The organism is Roseateles depolymerans (assembly GCF_003387155.1).
GTDB lineage: Bacteria > Pseudomonadota > Gammaproteobacteria > Burkholderiales > Burkholderiaceae_C > Roseateles > Roseateles depolymerans.
The window spans coordinates 1305059-1319201 of record NZ_QUMT01000001.1 but is presented as its reverse complement, the minus strand read 5'-3'; the positions used below and the strand labels follow the sequence as shown (position 1 = coordinate 1319201).

The following is a 14143-nucleotide window of genomic DNA, read 5'->3' as shown; positions in this document are numbered from 1 at the left end:
CTCAGCTGGCCGGCGTAGCGAGCGCCGCGGGCCTGACATCCATGGGACTCGCGCGCAATGGGGCCAACATCCAGTCGAGCAATCGGCGGTCCTCCACGATGAAATCTGCGCTCATCAGCGCGCCGGCCGGCAGTCGCACCACTTCGCCGCCGTGGCTCATGGTCTGGCGGTCGAGTCCGATGCGAACGCGGATTTTGGGCTCGTTCAGCTTGAAGTTGAAGGGCAAGTCGTTCGGCGTCGCCGGCACCGCCCCCACGCTACGAATCACGCCCTTGATGATCCCGAAGGTCTGGTACGGGAAGGCATTGATCTTCACATTGACGCGGGTGCCGGGACGGATGCGAGAGGCAACGGCCGAGGTCACCCAAGCCTCCGCAATCAGCGGCACGCCCGCAGGCACGATGGCGGCGACGAGCTGGCCCGTGCTGACAGGATCGCCAACGCTCATCGCGACATTGGTGACGGCGCCATCCACCGAAGCGACCAGCGCGTACTCGCCACCCAGCCGCGTCTCGTTGCGACGGCTCTCCGCGCCGAGCTGGGATTCCCGGGCCTGCGCCAGTTCGACTTCATTGGTCGCCGCCAGGCGCTGGCGTTCCACGGACAAGCCCTCCAGCCGGGCAACGAGGGACTGGCGTTCGCGTTTCTTCTCATTGAGGGCCTGCGCCATCTCGAGAACGCGGAGCTCGGTCTCTCGCAACGCGCCAGCGGCCACGAATCCTTCCTTCTGCAGACGCTCCTGGTCCGCCAGCGTGCTCTTCATCCGGTCGAGACGCTCGGCGTGAATGCGGATGGTCTCCTCCAGCAGGACGCTCTGACGTTCCAGGTCCAGCCGGTCCGCTGCGTTCTGGGCCATGCGGATCTGATGGGTGGACTGCACGGCGGACGTGCGCAGGCGCGCCAGATCGACCGCCTTCTCGCTGTCTTCCAGTCGGATGCCGAGAGCGGCCGTCCCCTGCGACGAATGCGTGTCCATGCGGACATTGGCTATGCCCGCACCGGCCCGGACCTCCGTGCCCTCCGTGACCCGCACCTCCGTGACAATGCCGTCTCGCGGCGCGACCACGCGAGTAAAGCCGCCGCTGGGCAGCAGGTATCCCTCCGCGCTTTCGATCTTCGGAAACCAGACGAACAGCAGAGCCGCCACCACCAGCAGCAGCATGGCCGCGATCGCCAGGCTGGTCAGACGTGCGGCTCGCAGGGGCAGCGTCACGGGGCGGCCGAAGCCATTCTCTCCGGCGGCCAACGCTTCTTGGCGCAGGAGCGGCTGAGAGTCAGGAGTCGTGTTCATCGAAGGACACCAGAAGGAGCCCGGGCTCGGGCGTCGGCGGACGCGCTCCGGGGCGGTGGGCGTGATAGAGACTGGTCATGAATGCGGTCATGCGGATGAGTACCAGCGGATCCGCGTCGAGCGGGATGAAACGCGCGTCGATGCCGCTATCCGCCGCGATCCGCCATGCCGCTCGCAAGCGGTCCTGTCCGGTGCGGGCCGGGTCGCGCATCGCGTAGTAGAGGGCGCAGTCCAGGTCCTTCGGCACCGCTCGATGCGGTTGGACGAAGCTGCCGCCGATCAGCGCGCAAGGCACCCTCATCTCGCCGGCCATGTGCCGGCACAAGGCCAGCAGCCGGATGAGCAACTCACTGCGTCGCGCGTCATGTTCGACGAGGCGTCGCAACTCGCTGAAGGTCATCGGATGCGGGGAGGACTGCTGCGGGCCACAGCGTTCGATCGCGTCCCTGAAGCGCGGGAAGTCCGCCATCATGCCCGCAGCTCCTGGACGGTCGCGCGTGCCGGAGCTGCCGCTGGCGTCGGCACCGCGCGCGGAACCGCTGTCAGCCGCCCGTTCTGAAGATGAAAGACCTGATCGGCGAGGGCGACCATTTCCGGACGGTGGGCGACCGCGATCCGTGTGATCGCCATCTGCTTCAGCACGTCATGAATGCGCGCCTCATTGGCCGGGTCCAGATGAGCGGTGGCCTCGTCCAGCAGCAGGATGGAGGGCCGTTTGTAGAGCGCCCTGGCGAGGATCAGCCGTTGACGCTGGCCTGCGGAGAAGGTCGACCCCATGTCGCCCACATCCGTCGACAGCTGCATGGGCAGGGCCCGGACGTCCCGATCCATCTGCGCCATGCGAAGGCATTCCCAGACCCAATCCACTTCAGTCTGCTGCGAGAAGAACGACACGTTGTCCGCGATCGTTCCCGCCAGCAGTTCATCTTCCTGGAGCACCGTGCCGATGCGGGCCCGCACGTCGTTCAACGACAGGGTCGACAGCGCCGCGCCATCGAGGCGGATCTCTCCGGCGGACGGTGGATACAGGGTGGCGAGGATCTTGAGCAAGGTGCTCTTGCCCGCCCCGGACGGGCCGGTGATGGCGATGAAGCTTCCGGCAGGGGCCGTGAAACTGATGTTGTCGAGCACCACCGGATCGGCGGGGGAATAGCGGAACGACAGATGCTTCGTTTCGAAGCTGCCGTCGAGTCGGTCCACCCGGCCGGTGCCTGCATGCAGGGCTTGCTCCGAGGGGGACAGCGCAATGTCCGCCACGCGATGGGAATGCAGGTCGGTCTGCCTCCAGGACACCAGGTAGGTCAGCAACGATCCGGTCCGGTTGGTGAATTGCTGGCGATAGGACAGCACCGCATAGAGCGCACCGATGGTCATCACCCCAGCACGACTCTCCTGCACGCCGATGTAGGTCAGTGCCACCGCGGAGAGTCCTTCGACCAGACTGGCTGCGGCCTGGGTCACGATCCTGAATCGCTCCTGCCGTTCGGCCGACATGATGGTGGCCGCAAAGCGGCTGGCCCACACGCTCTCGCGCTGCAGCTCGGCCCCGGCGGCCTTGATGGACTGCATCGCCCGCACCGTTTCGATACGGAAACCGCGTTCGGCAATGTCCGCCTGTAGCTGTTGGGCGCCCAGGCTCATGGACTTGCCCACGGTGCCCAGGCGGATGGCCACGACGATCAGGGTGCTGACCAGCATCAGCAGGGCCAGCTTGATTGAATAGAAGGCCACGGCGCCGAGCAGGAACACCAGCAGCACCGCGTCCAGCATCGACGACACGAAACCGCCGGAGACCAACTGGCGGATGTGAGCGATGGAATCGAAGCGCGAGACCGCGTCAGCCAGGCGCCGACGCTGGAACCACGGGAGGGGAAGGCGCAGCATCTGACGGAAGAGGCGCCGGGTCATGCCCCACGACAAGTGCAGCGAGATTCGCCCGACGAGGAAGGACCGGATGCCCTCCAGCAGCACGTTGAGCACGCACAGCGCGCCAAACCCCAGCGCGACGGTCAGATAGAAGTCCTCGTTCGATTGCGACAGGGCGCTGTCCACGGAGACCTGCAAGAACATCGGCGTGATGATGGCGAAGGCCTGCAGCAGCACGGAAAAAAACAGGGCATAGCCCAGGCCCTTGACCAGGTCGTCCGACAGCTGAATGAACGAGAAGATCGACAGGGGCGACGGTTGCTTGCGGCGCTCGAAGCCGGCGTCCGTGCGCAGTTCCAGCGCCACGCCAGTGAAGTCCCGTGAGAGCTCGGCGATCGTGAGGTGAAGTTCCCCCACGGCGGGGTCAAAGATCCGTAGCTTGCCAAAGCGCCTGCCCAGCAGCACCACAAAATGATTGCCCCGCCAGTGCAGCAGACTCGGCGTATCGAGCGTGGCCAGGTCGTCGGGTTCGCAGCGGATGGCCCGGGCCTGGAGTCGGAGCTCGCCAGCGATTTCGATCAGCCGCTGCAGCGAGGTTCCGCGCGCTGCGGGTGGGAACTGACGGCGCAGGTCCGCCATCGCGAGTCCGGCGCCGAGCCGGTTGGCCGCAACGGCCAGGCACACGAGCCCGCACTCCGAGGCTTCGCTTTGCAGCGGCATCGAGGTGGCACTCATTGGACGCTTCCAACGCGGTAGCCCGCCGCAAAAAGAAGGTCGAACAGATTGCGCATGAAATCATGGAAGGGGGCCCAGCGACCTTGGAGTTCGACTTGCCGCAGCGCAATTTCATAGCCGGCCCGAGCGTGCAGGCAGGCTTCCTTGATCGGCAGATAGAGCGACGGATGGCGATACAGGGCGCGAAGCCGCAGGTTGAGCACCATCCTGGACAGGCGACCATTCCCGTCCGTCAGCGGGTGCAGGTTGTTGATCAGCACGTACTCGTACAGTGCGAAGGAAAGGTCGGCGCAGGTCGATGCCGGTAGTGCGTCATGCTGCGCAAGGAGCCGGGACATCGTCTCCGCATCGCACAGGCGGATGACCGGCCTGCCGCGCGCGTCCGCGATGAAGACGTCCTGGCGGCGCCAGACCGCCTCGGGGTGGATCTGCCTGATCAGCGCAAGCCATTCGGTCACTCGGGGCGGGCGAGTGCCATGCTGTTCCGTCCATTGGTCGGCAGCCGTCTGCTCCAGCAGCGACACGCCGAATTTCGGAGTGGACAGCGGATCCATCGTTTCCATATACGGGTACAGCTCATGTTCCAGCGACTCGAAGCCGCTGACGGGGATGACCGCGAGGTAATCGCGCATCGCAGGCTGTCGCCACTCGGCGAAGTTGGACCACTGGTGCGCTTGAGGTCGGTGGATCGCCCGCAGATCGATCAGTTCATCGAACCGTACGCTGCGTCGCCGCGACAACTCGTTCGGCGGGGGGGAGGCGACCTGCGTTACCGAAACCTCGGCGGTAGGAATCACTGGCGCTCGGTGGAAAATCCACCGTCCTTGCCGAGCCGAAAGAGGACGGTGACGGGTTCCAGCGGACCGCCCGGCTTGGGCAGCCTGGCGCCCTGATAGCGGACGTACACGCCGTCGCCACATCCGAAGCCGAGTTCTCCGGTGCCGGCAGGATCGCGCATCAGGCGCCCGAGCTCCGTGTCGGACAGATCGACGTTGCGAGAATCTCCGGCACGGATCAGCACAAACAGCGACAACGCCCGCCTGTTGACCGGCGACATCGGCGCGGTGAAGGTGTAGGCGTGGTCTTGGCACACGACCTGGTAGGTCATGACGATATCGGCGGCACGGCGGACGTCGAGGCTGCGGACCTCCACGCGTGTGACTTCATCGGCCGCCTGGGCCACGGGCGCCGACAGCGCGGCGGACAATGCGAGCAAGAACTGGAATTTCATTGCGATATACGCTCCGGGAAAGGGGCCGATACTGGGGCGTATCGGCCGCCAAAATGTGGCGTCAGACGCCAAATTCAAGCCGAGACATTAATGTCCGCAGGTTGTGTCCCGAGAAATGTCGGGACCCTTTGTCCGGTTTTCTCCGCCCTTCATCGTGTACTCATAGACGCCACCATTGTTGGCATCCAGGATATACATCAAGCCACCCGGATCGGTCCGTGGATTCTGCAGAAGCTTCGCGGCTTCGCCAGTATCTCCACCGGCCTGCGCGGCATTCGATCCATTGGACGGAACTCCGTTGTCCACGCCGTCGTAGCGCACCGGGTGCGAATGGATATAGGCGACGATGGTTTCTCCCGGCAGCAGTCCGATGCTGAGATTCACGTGGTCGGGCGTGCCGATGGAGATGTTGCCACTGCGCAGCGTGCCGTCAGCCTGGCGCACGACGATGGCGCCGTATTCCAGGGTCTGGTAGTGCTGCATGCCGCGGATGGTGCTGGCGATATCCGCAATGATGTCCCGCACCGCTTCAAGGGTCGTGCCGGAGGGGACCACGGCGGGCGGCGGACTGGTGTGCTGGCAGGGATCAGGATCCGGCTCGTCGCCTCCGCCTCCGCCGCCACCACCGCCGCCTTCACCGCCTCCTCCGATGGGAGGATCCGGATAATCGAACGGTGGGGGCCAGTCAGGGTCTGGAGTAGGGGATCCAATGATGGTGACACCGGGCAGACTGTTGCCGCCAATAATGAGATCCAACTCTTCTTTTGAAAGATTTCGCATTGGGTATGAGAAAGAATTGAAACTTCGCCATTCGGTTGTGAAGCGGAGTCAACCTGCGGTTGAAGCAGCTGCCGATGGCACCTCCCCGGACATGAATTGCCACGACGTTTATGTCACGGCATTCGCATGTCGGAAACGCTACGTTAACAACTCTTGTTCGTTACCAATACTCCCACGGATGGAGGATAGGGTTAAGCCTGAGGGTTTCCTGCGTTCAGTATCAATTTGGGGATACCGTCAACTGAAAGCTCTTACAGGATTCGCTTTGTTATGAATGCGAGTATTTCATCAGTGTTTCACGGAAGGCTGGAATGTCATCACCGAATGAGGAGGGCTGTGACCTCGGCTAAAAAACGGGGGCCTCATCTGCCACCAAGGCTGATCACTTCCGCATCTGTCTGTCCGCTGAGCTTCTTGAAGTTTGGGTACAGGATGAACACCACAGGTCCGTCCTGAGTGGCTCGGTGCGGCACCCACCCTAGACGCAGCACCACGTAAGCCATCCTCGAAGACCGGCACGACTGCTAGGCAGGTGTAGGCGCGCATCGTTGAAAGCCCTTTAGGCAGCCGAAGGCTCACACCGCTGGACGCGCCTGAACAGGCATCGTCATTCGCCACCGCACTCTGACACCCAAGAAAAAACCCCAGCCGCTTTCGCGCACTGGGGTTTCTTGCATCAACCCGGCATCACCGGGCCGAATCTCGACCGACCGAGATTACATGTTCTCGATCATCACCTGACCAAAGCCAGAGCACGACACTTGCGTGGCGCCGTCCAGCAGGCGGGCGAAGTCATAGGTGACCTTCTTCGACAGAATGGCCTTCTCGATCGACGAGATGATCAGGTCAGCCGCTTCCGTCCAGCCCATGTGGCGCAGCATCATTTCAGCCGACAGGATTTCGGAACCGGGGTTCACGTAGTCCTTGCCTGCGTACTTCGGTGCGGTGCCGTGGGTGGCTTCGAACATGGCGACGGAGTCGCTCAGGTTCGCACCCGGGGCGATGCCGATGCCGCCGACCTGTGCGGCCAGAGCGTCGGAGATGTAGTCGCCGTTCAGGTTCAGCGTGGCCACCACCGAGTACTCGGCGGGGCGCAGCAGGATCTGCTGCAGGAACGCGTCAGCGATGCTGTCCTTCACCACGATGTCCTTGCCGGTCTTCGGGTTCTTGAACTTGCACCACGGGCCGCCGTCGATCAGCTCGGCGCCGAATTCCTTCTGCGCCAGGGCGTAGGCCCAGTCACGGAAGCCACCTTCGGTGTACTTCATGATGTTGCCCTTGTGCACGATGGTCACGCTGGGCTTGTCATTGTCGATGGCGTATTGCAGGGCCTTGCGCACCAGACGCTCCGTGCCCTCGCGCGACACCGGCTTCACGCCAATGCCCGACGTTTCCGGGAAACGGATCTTCTTGACGCCGAACTCTTCCTGCAGGAACTTGATCAGCTTCTTGGCCTTGTCCGACTCGGCTTCGAATTCGATGCCGGCGTAGATGTCTTCCGAGTTCTCACGGAAGATGACCATGTCGGTCTTCTCGGGTTCCTTCACGGGGGAAGGCACGCCGTTGAACCAGCGCACCGGGCGCAGGCAGACGTACAGGTCCAGCTCTTGACGCAGGGCCACGTTCAGCGAACGGATGCCGCCGCCCACGGGCGTCGTCAGCGGGCCCTTGATGGAGACCACGTACTCCTTCAGGACCTTCAGGGTCTCTTCCGGCAGCCAGACGTCCGGGCCGTAGACCTTGGTCGACTTCTCACCGGCGTAGATTTCCATCCAGTGGATCTTCTTGGCGCCGCCGTAGGCCTTGGCCACGGCTGCGTCCACCACCTTGATCATCACGGGGGTGATGTCAAAACCGGTGCCGTCACCCTCGATGAACGGGATGATGGGGTTGTTGGGAACGTTGAGCGAGAAGTCGGCGTTGACCGTAATCTTCTGCCCGCCCTCGGGCACCTTGATGTGCTGGTACATGGAGTCGTCTCCGCGAATCGCGTGGTGGGGGTGATTAACCGGAAGCGCCGATTCTATGACAGCAGCCGGCCCCGCTGATGGCGATGTCGGAAGGCCCTAGCCGCAATACGCGCGAATCTGGACCCACAGCCCATGACCCAGCGCCCACAGGGCCGCCGCGCTCAGCAAAAGACCCGACAGGCGGGTCGCCCAGCGCAGGCCGGCTGCCCCTGTGTCCGGGGACGTGGCGAGGTCTGGGTCGGGGCCTAGGTGCGGGCCCATCTCCGGGCCGGTCTGAGGGGGTGAACCGCCGGTCGGCGCCGGGATGGAAAGCCCAGTGGACGCCGCCGAGGCCAGCGCCGGCCCCGCCGCCAGCCCGGGGGCCCGGCCCCACCACTGAATGACCGAGGCCTCCGCGGGCTTCGTTGCCCGTGCCTGAGCCAGCCGGCGCAGCAACCAGGGGCCCGCCCACAGCCCGGGGGACGACCCCAGGGCGAACGCCGCCATCACCAGCGCCCCGGTCACCGGCCCGGTAGCCAGCGCCGCCACCAGCAAGGCCGATTGCAGCAGGCCGCAGGGCCAGGCCACCCAGGCCAGTCCGGCCAGGGTGGAGCGTCCTGTGGCAGATCCGGCCGCGGCACCCGAGGGCGCCCGCTCCCACCGCCGCTGCATCCACAGCGGCTGTTCTCCCCGCCACAGCAGCCACAAGCCCAGCGCCAGCACCGCCAGGTGCAGTCCCAGCCACAACGGACGCAGCCAGGATGCCGCCTGCTCCCACTGCCACAGCAGCCCGATGCTGGAGGCCGCCACCGCACCGGCCAGCGAATAACTGGCCAAACGCCCCGCGTGAAAGGCGGCCGACGCGGTCCCCCGGCCGCCGGTCACCGCCGCGCAGGGCGCCGCACACATGGACACGCAATGCACGCTCCCCGCCATCCCCATCAGGAAGGCGGAGCCCATGAGCGCCACGTCCAGCATCGCGACCTCCGCCCTTACAGGATGCGCGAGAAGCGCACAGGTGCGGCGTCCGGCTGCACGGCGCGCGGGCGACGGAAATACTGGTCAAACACCATGGCCACGGCCCGAACGAAATACCAGCCCAGCGGCGTGACCTCGATCAGGTGCTCGGACACCGTCACCAGACCATCACCCTGCAACTGCGCCAGCCGTTCCAGCTCCTCCCGATATTCCTGCGCGAACGACAGGTCGTGGTCCCGCTCAAACCGCTGCATGTCCAGCCGCCCCTGGCACATCAACGTCATGATGATGTCGCGCCGGCGAAGGTCATTGCTGTCCAGCGTCAGGCCGCGTTCCACGGGCAGGCGTCCAGCCGCCAGTGCCTCTTCGTAGACGCTGAGGTCCTTGGCATTTTGCGAATAGTGCGCGCCGATGCGGGAGATGGAGGACACGCCCAGGGCGATCAGATCCCGGTCCGGCTGGGTGCTGTAGCCCTGGAAATTGCGCTGCAGCCGCCCTTCCCGCTTGGCCACGGCCAGCGAGTCCTCCGGCAGCGCGAAATGGTCCATGCCGATATAGGTGTAGCCCTCGGCCAGCAAGCCACTCAGCGCGTGGGACAGCATCTGCAGCTTGTCCCCCGCCGTGGGCAGGGTCTCGCTGTCGATGCGCCGCTGCGGCTTGAAGCGCTCCGGCAGGTGCGCATAGCCGTACAGGGCGATGCGGTCCGGGCGCAGTTGGGCCACCTGCGCGATGGTGCGGGCGAACGACGCCGACGTCTGCTCGGGCAGACCGTAGATCAGGTCGGCGTTGATCGACTGGAATCCCAGCGCCCGCGCGGTCTGCATGAGGGCGGCCACGCTGTCGTAGGACTGCTCGCGGTGCACGGCGCGCTGCACGTCCGGGTCGAAGTCCTGGATGCCGAAGCTCAGACGGTTGAAACCCATCTGGCGCAGCGCGGCCAGGCGGGTGGCATCCACCGTGCGGGGGTCCACCTCGATGGACACCTCGGCATCCTCGGTCAGCTCGAACTGGCTGCGCAGCAGGTCCATCAGGCGGCCGATCTCGTCGTCGGACAGAAAGGTCGGGGAGCCGCCGCCCAGGTGCAACTGGCTCGCGGGCGTGTCGGCCGGCAGATGCTCGGCCAGCAGCGCCAGCTCGGCCTTGAGCGCGTCCAGGTAAGGGGCGCCGCGGTCGTGGTGCTTGGTGATGACCTTGTTGCAGGCGCAGTAGTAGCAGACCGATTCGCAGAACGGAATGTGCACGTACAGCGAGACCGGCTCCTCGTGCCTCGCCGACATTGCGCGCTCGCGCAGCGCCTGGATCAGTCCGTCGGCGCTGTACTCGTCGGAGAAGCGGTCCGCAGTGGGATAGGAGGTGTAGCGCGGGCCGGCCACGTCGAAGCGGCGCAGGATGTCCGCGTCCACCAGGCTGCGAGTGGGAGCGCCGTGGGCGGCATCGCCGCTGCACCCGCATCGATTCGTGCAGGTGTCTTTGCAAGCATATCTCTCCGACGAAGCGCCCGCCGGTGTGATGACGATGTTCATCTCAATGCTCCTTGCCGCCGGTGGCGGCGTGGTTGCGGGCGCGCATGGCTGGCTGGAGTGCGGGGTCTGGCTGGGTGGCTCCGTCTGTTCCGCCTGCAAGGCCCGCCCGCGCCCCAGCGATGGCGCGTGCGCCCTCGTCCGTGCCGGCCTCCTCCGCCGACACCCGCGCCGAGCCGGCCTGATTGCCGTGCTCCACCACCGGGTCGGCATGCCGGACGGCCAGGGTCAGCGTGATGAAACTCGCCACCACCACCAGCGACGGCCCGCCCACCACCAGCCACATCATCGGATGTCGCCACCAGGGCCCGCTGGGTGCGGCCATGGCCGCCTCGGTGAAGGACGCGGCGCGGGCAGCCCCAGGCGCAACGCCCGTGGCAGCAACAGGAACAGCGGGGGTGGCATAGGCCATGAGGGGCTCCTTCAACGGGGAATGACGAAGGTCGATTTCTCGACCAGCACCCGGCCGGGTGCGCCGTCGGGCAACACCTGCTGGATGCGGAATTGCAGGGGATGGGCGCCCGCACTGAGCTGGCCTGCAGTCTCGGGCGGCACCCGCAGGGCCACGGTGACCCAGCGTGCCTCTGCCGGTGCCAGCGTATGCACCGCCTGGGCGCTGCTGAAGGCGGCTGTGTCCAGGCCGCTGACCTCCAGGCGCAGGCGCAGCGTGTCGCCGCTGGCATTCATCAACTGCAGGCGGTAGACGTTCTCGATGTAGCCGTCCTCCACCTGACGCGCCAGCGCCGCCCGGTCGCGCACCACGTCGGCGCGGAATGGCAGCCGGGTGGCCAGGCTCCACACCATGGCGGCGGCCAGCAACCACAGGATGACGGAATAGATCATCACGCGCGGGCGGAACACCCGGCGCCATTGCTGTGCACTCGTCCAGCCCTTTTGCATGCCGTTCTGCGTGGCATACCGGATCAGGCCGCGCGGATATTCAAAGCTGTCCATCACGCCATTGCAGGCATCGATACAGGCCGCGCAGCCAATGCACTCATATTGCAGGCCATTGCGGATGTCGATGCCGGTGGGGCAGACCTGCACACATTGCTTGCAATCGACGCAACTGCCGACATTGGCCGACGACAGGTCCGCCACACCCAGCTTCTTGGAACGCGGGCCGCGCGGTTCGCCGCGGGCCGGGTCATAGCTGATGACCAGGGTGTCCTTGTCGAACATCGCGCTTTGAAAGCGCGCATAGGGGCACATGTACTTGCAGACCTGCTCGCGCAGGAAGCCCGCATTGCCGTAGGTGGCCAGCGAATAGAACAGGATCCAGAAGGTCTGCCAGCCGCCCAGCAGGCCATGCAGGGTGGCATCGCCCAGTGTGCGGATGGGGGTGAAATAGCCAACGAAGGTGAACCCCGTCCACAGGGACACCGCCAGCCAGCCGCCATGCTTGGCGGACTTGCGCAGCACCTTCTCGACACTCAGGTCGGACCGGTCCAGGCGGATGCGCGCGGCCCGGTCGCCTTCGGTGTGGCGCTCGATCCAGAGGAAGATCTCGGTGTAGACCGTCTGCGGGCAGGCATAGCCGCACCACAGGCGCCCCGCCACTGCCGTGAACAGGAACAGCGCGTAGGCCGAGATCAGCAGCAGTGCGGTCAGATAGACCAGGTCCTGCGGATACAGCACCAGGTCGAAGATGAAGAAGCGCCGGGCTTCAAGGTCGAAGAGCACGGCCTGGCGGCCGTTCCAGTTCCACCACGGCATCCCGTAGAACACCGCCTGGGTGAGAAACACCAGCGCCCAGCGCCAGACGGCAAACCAGCCGTGCACGGCCCGTGGATAGATCTTGGGCTGCGCCGCATACAGCGACACGGTCTGGAGCTCAGGTTCCGCAAGCGGTTTGTTCATGGGGAGGATCGCGTTACGTCTGACTGCTGGGGGGCGGCTTCACAGCTGCTGCGCGACGACCGGCCCCACGCCCGTGGGCGCGGAGTGCGGATGCACGCCCGTGGGCGCGCCAGGCCGGAGGTCGCGCAGGCTGGGTCACGGCTTGAGCGCGGCCGAGACCGTGGAGGTGGCGGTGGCGGTGGCGTTGATCACGCTGCCGCTGCTGCCCGACGCATCCGCCGAGATCGCCCCGGTGTGCGACTTGCCCCAGACATACGCCGCCAGTACGCGGATCTGGTCCGCGTTCAGCCGCGAGGCATGCTCCGGCATCACGTTCGTCTTGCCGTTGTTGACCATGGCGACGATGGCGTTCTCACCCCAGCCGTGCAGCCAGATCTTGTCGGTCAGGTTCGGCGCCCCCAGGGCCTGGTTGCCCTTGCCGTCCGCACCGTGACAGGCCGCGCAGGCCGCGAACTTGGGCTTGCCCAGCGCCGCGGCAATCGAGTTGTGCGGACTGCCGGAGAGGCTCAGCACATAGTTGGCCAGGTTGCGCACATCCTCCGGGCTGCCGACTGCCGCGGCCATCGGGGGCATCATGCCCTGGCGGCCCTGGGTGATGGTCTGGATGATGGTGTCGGGTTGCCCGCCATACAGCCAGTCGTTGTCGGTCAGGTTGGGGAAGCCCTTGGAGCCCTTGGCATCCGCGCCGTGGCACTGCGCGCAGTTGTTGGCAAACAGCCGCTCGCCGATGCCCTGGGCCTGCGGGTCACGCGCCAGCGCCTCGACCGGCATGCTTTCAAAGCGCGCATAGACCTGATGCATCGCCGTCTGCGCCTTGGCCTGCTCGTCCTGGTACTGGCGCTCGCTCGTCCAGCCCAGCGTGCCGCCATAGCTGCCCAGGCCCGGATACAGCGCCAGGTAAATGCCAGCGATGACGATGGTCAGCACGAACAGCCCCATCCACCAGCGCGGCAGCGGGTTGTTCATTTCACGGATGTCTTCGTCCCAGACGTGGCCGGTGGTGTCGTCCTTGGCCATGACACGGCGCCGGCTGGCGATGATCAAGAGGGCGACGCAGAACACCAGCCCGCCGATCGTGCCGGCCATGATGAAGACGGACCAGCCGCTCGAAAAGAAATCACTCATGGCGGACTCCCTCCGGCATCGGCTCGTCGCCCAGGAAGGGCAGTTGGGCCAGTGCCTGCAGTTCTTGTTTGTTGCGCTTGGCGTATGCCCAGGCCACGATGGCCAGGAACATCACGAAGGACAGCAGCGTCACCGCTGCGCGGATGAGGTTGAGATCAAACATGTCCATGGCGATCTCCTCAGCGCTTCATCGCGGTGCCCAGCACCTGCAGGTAGGCGATGACCGCTTCCATTTCGGTCTTGCCCTTGACCTCGTCCGCCGCCGCGGCAATTTCCGCGTCGGTGTAGGGCACGCCGACGGTGCGCAGGGCCCGCATGCGCGGGGCCATGCCGTCCGGGTCGACCTGACCGGTGGCCAGCCACGGGTAGGCCGGCATGTTGGACTCAGGCACCAGGTCACGCGGGTTGTTCAGGTGCAGGCGGTGCCATTCATCGCTGTACTTGCCGCCGACGCGGGCCAGGTCCGGACCGGTGCGCTTGCTGCCCCATTGGAAGGGGTGGTCATAGACCGATTCACCGGCCACCGAATAGTGGCCGTAGCGCAGCGTCTCTGCCCGCAGCGGACGGATCATCTGCGAGTGGCAGTTGTAGCAGCCCTCGCGGATGTAGACGTCCCGACCGGCCAGCTGCAGCGCGGTGTAGGGCTTGAGGTTCTCCAGCGGCTGCGTGGTGGAGCGCTGGAAGAAGAGCGGGACGATCTCGATGATGCCGCCGACCACCACGGTCAGCAGCACCAGCACGATCATCAGGAAGTTGCTGGTCTCGATGCGTTCGTGACCCACCGGTGTTGCATGGGCTTGTGCCATGT

The 14143-nt window shown here is 65.5% G+C and carries 14 protein-coding genes; all 14 read right to left on the bottom strand.

Going from position 1 to position 14143, the window contains the following annotated elements; genetic code table 11:
* Position 1: 1 nt before the first annotated feature.
* On the bottom strand, positions 2-1291 hold the full coding sequence (locus DES44_RS05845; RefSeq protein WP_083525706.1) for an HlyD family secretion protein: 1290 nt from the start codon (positions 1289-1291) through the stop codon (positions 2-4).
* On the bottom strand, positions 1275-1763 hold the full coding sequence (locus tag DES44_RS05840; protein WP_058935811.1) for a DUF6932 family protein: 489 nt from the start codon (positions 1761-1763) through the stop codon (positions 1275-1277). The genes DES44_RS05845 and DES44_RS05840 overlap by 17 nt, the downstream gene beginning before the upstream one ends.
* Positions 1760-3892, bottom strand: a complete 2133-nt coding sequence (locus DES44_RS05835; RefSeq protein ID WP_083525707.1) for a peptidase domain-containing ABC transporter — start codon at positions 3890-3892, stop codon at positions 1760-1762. The genes DES44_RS05840 and DES44_RS05835 overlap by 4 nt, the downstream gene beginning before the upstream one ends.
* Positions 3889-4689, bottom strand: coding sequence for a Fic family protein (locus DES44_RS05830; protein ID WP_147306967.1), 801 nt, complete (start codon positions 4687-4689; stop codon positions 3889-3891). Before DES44_RS05830 ends, DES44_RS05835 begins: the two co-directional genes overlap by 4 nt.
* On the bottom strand, positions 4686-5123 hold the full coding sequence (locus DES44_RS05825) for a hypothetical protein (RefSeq protein ID WP_058935814.1): 438 nt from the start codon (positions 5121-5123) through the stop codon (positions 4686-4688). Before DES44_RS05825 ends, DES44_RS05830 begins: the two co-directional genes overlap by 4 nt.
* A gap of 87 nt (positions 5124-5210) precedes the next feature.
* Positions 5211-5879 carry a hypothetical protein gene (locus DES44_RS05820; protein WP_147306966.1) on the bottom strand — a complete coding sequence of 223 codons (669 nt, stop codon included), beginning with the start codon at positions 5877-5879 and terminating at the stop codon, positions 5211-5213.
* A 740-nt stretch (positions 5880-6619) separates the two neighbouring features.
* The gene (gene icd, locus DES44_RS05815; RefSeq protein WP_058935817.1) at positions 6620-7873 is read right to left on the bottom strand and encodes an NADP-dependent isocitrate dehydrogenase; all 1254 of its coding nucleotides are present in this window, start codon (positions 7871-7873) and stop codon (positions 6620-6622) included.
* A gap of 96 nt (positions 7874-7969) precedes the next feature.
* Positions 7970-8830, bottom strand: coding sequence for a sulfite exporter TauE/SafE family protein (locus DES44_RS05810; protein ID WP_058935818.1), 861 nt, complete (start codon positions 8828-8830; stop codon positions 7970-7972).
* Between the two features lie 14 nt (positions 8831-8844).
* Entirely contained in the window at positions 8845-10353 is a 1509-nt protein-coding gene (gene hemN / locus DES44_RS05805; protein WP_083525708.1) for an oxygen-independent coproporphyrinogen III oxidase, read from the bottom strand.
* A gap of 1 nt (position 10354) precedes the next feature.
* Complete coding sequence (locus DES44_RS05800) at positions 10355-10762, bottom strand: hypothetical protein (RefSeq protein ID WP_058935819.1); 408 nt, start codon at positions 10760-10762, stop codon at positions 10355-10357.
* A gap of 11 nt (positions 10763-10773) precedes the next feature.
* A complete protein-coding gene (ccoG, locus tag DES44_RS05795; protein WP_058935820.1) occupies positions 10774-12210 on the bottom strand; it encodes a cytochrome c oxidase accessory protein CcoG in 1437 nt (478 codons plus the stop codon).
* Positions 12211-12345: 135 nt separating this feature from the next.
* On the bottom strand, positions 12346-13335 hold the full coding sequence (gene ccoP / locus DES44_RS05790) for a cytochrome-c oxidase, cbb3-type subunit III (RefSeq protein WP_083525709.1): 990 nt from the start codon (positions 13333-13335) through the stop codon (positions 12346-12348).
* Complete coding sequence (locus DES44_RS05785) at positions 13328-13504, bottom strand: cbb3-type cytochrome oxidase subunit 3 (RefSeq protein ID WP_232309805.1); 177 nt, start codon at positions 13502-13504, stop codon at positions 13328-13330. Before DES44_RS05785 ends, ccoP begins: the two co-directional genes overlap by 8 nt.
* A 10-nt stretch (positions 13505-13514) precedes the next feature.
* Complete coding sequence (gene ccoO, locus DES44_RS05780) at positions 13515-14141, bottom strand: cytochrome-c oxidase, cbb3-type subunit II (RefSeq protein WP_058935821.1); 627 nt, start codon at positions 14139-14141, stop codon at positions 13515-13517.
* Positions 14142-14143 lie beyond the last annotated feature (2 nt).

Coding starts and splice junctions, on each gene's coding strand:
- DES44_RS05835 (WP_083525707.1), bottom strand. CDS start 3,892: ATGAGTGCCACCTCGATGCCGCTGCAAAGCGAAGCCTCGGAGTGCGGG.
- ccoO (WP_058935821.1), bottom strand. CDS start 14,141: ATGGCACAAGCCCATGCAACACCGGTGGGTCACGAACGCATCGAGACC.
- DES44_RS05825 (WP_058935814.1), bottom strand. CDS start 5,123: ATGAAATTCCAGTTCTTGCTCGCATTGTCCGCCGCGCTGTCGGCGCCC.
- DES44_RS05840 (WP_058935811.1), bottom strand. CDS start 1,763: ATGATGGCGGACTTCCCGCGCTTCAGGGACGCGATCGAACGCTGTGGC.
- hemN (WP_083525708.1), bottom strand. CDS start 10,353: ATGAACATCGTCATCACACCGGCGGGCGCTTCGTCGGAGAGATATGCT.
- ccoG (WP_058935820.1), bottom strand. CDS start 12,210: ATGAACAAACCGCTTGCGGAACCTGAGCTCCAGACCGTGTCGCTGTAT.
- DES44_RS05800 (WP_058935819.1), bottom strand. CDS start 10,762: ATGGCCTATGCCACCCCCGCTGTTCCTGTTGCTGCCACGGGCGTTGCG.
- DES44_RS05845 (WP_083525706.1), bottom strand. CDS start 1,291: ATGAACACGACTCCTGACTCTCAGCCGCTCCTGCGCCAAGAAGCGTTG.
- DES44_RS05810 (WP_058935818.1), bottom strand. CDS start 8,830: ATGCTGGACGTGGCGCTCATGGGCTCCGCCTTCCTGATGGGGATGGCG.
- ccoP (WP_083525709.1), bottom strand. CDS start 13,335: ATGAGTGATTTCTTTTCGAGCGGCTGGTCCGTCTTCATCATGGCCGGC.
- icd (WP_058935817.1), bottom strand. CDS start 7,873: ATGTACCAGCACATCAAGGTGCCCGAGGGCGGGCAGAAGATTACGGTC.
- DES44_RS05785 (WP_232309805.1), bottom strand. CDS start 13,504: ATGGACATGTTTGATCTCAACCTCATCCGCGCAGCGGTGACGCTGCTG.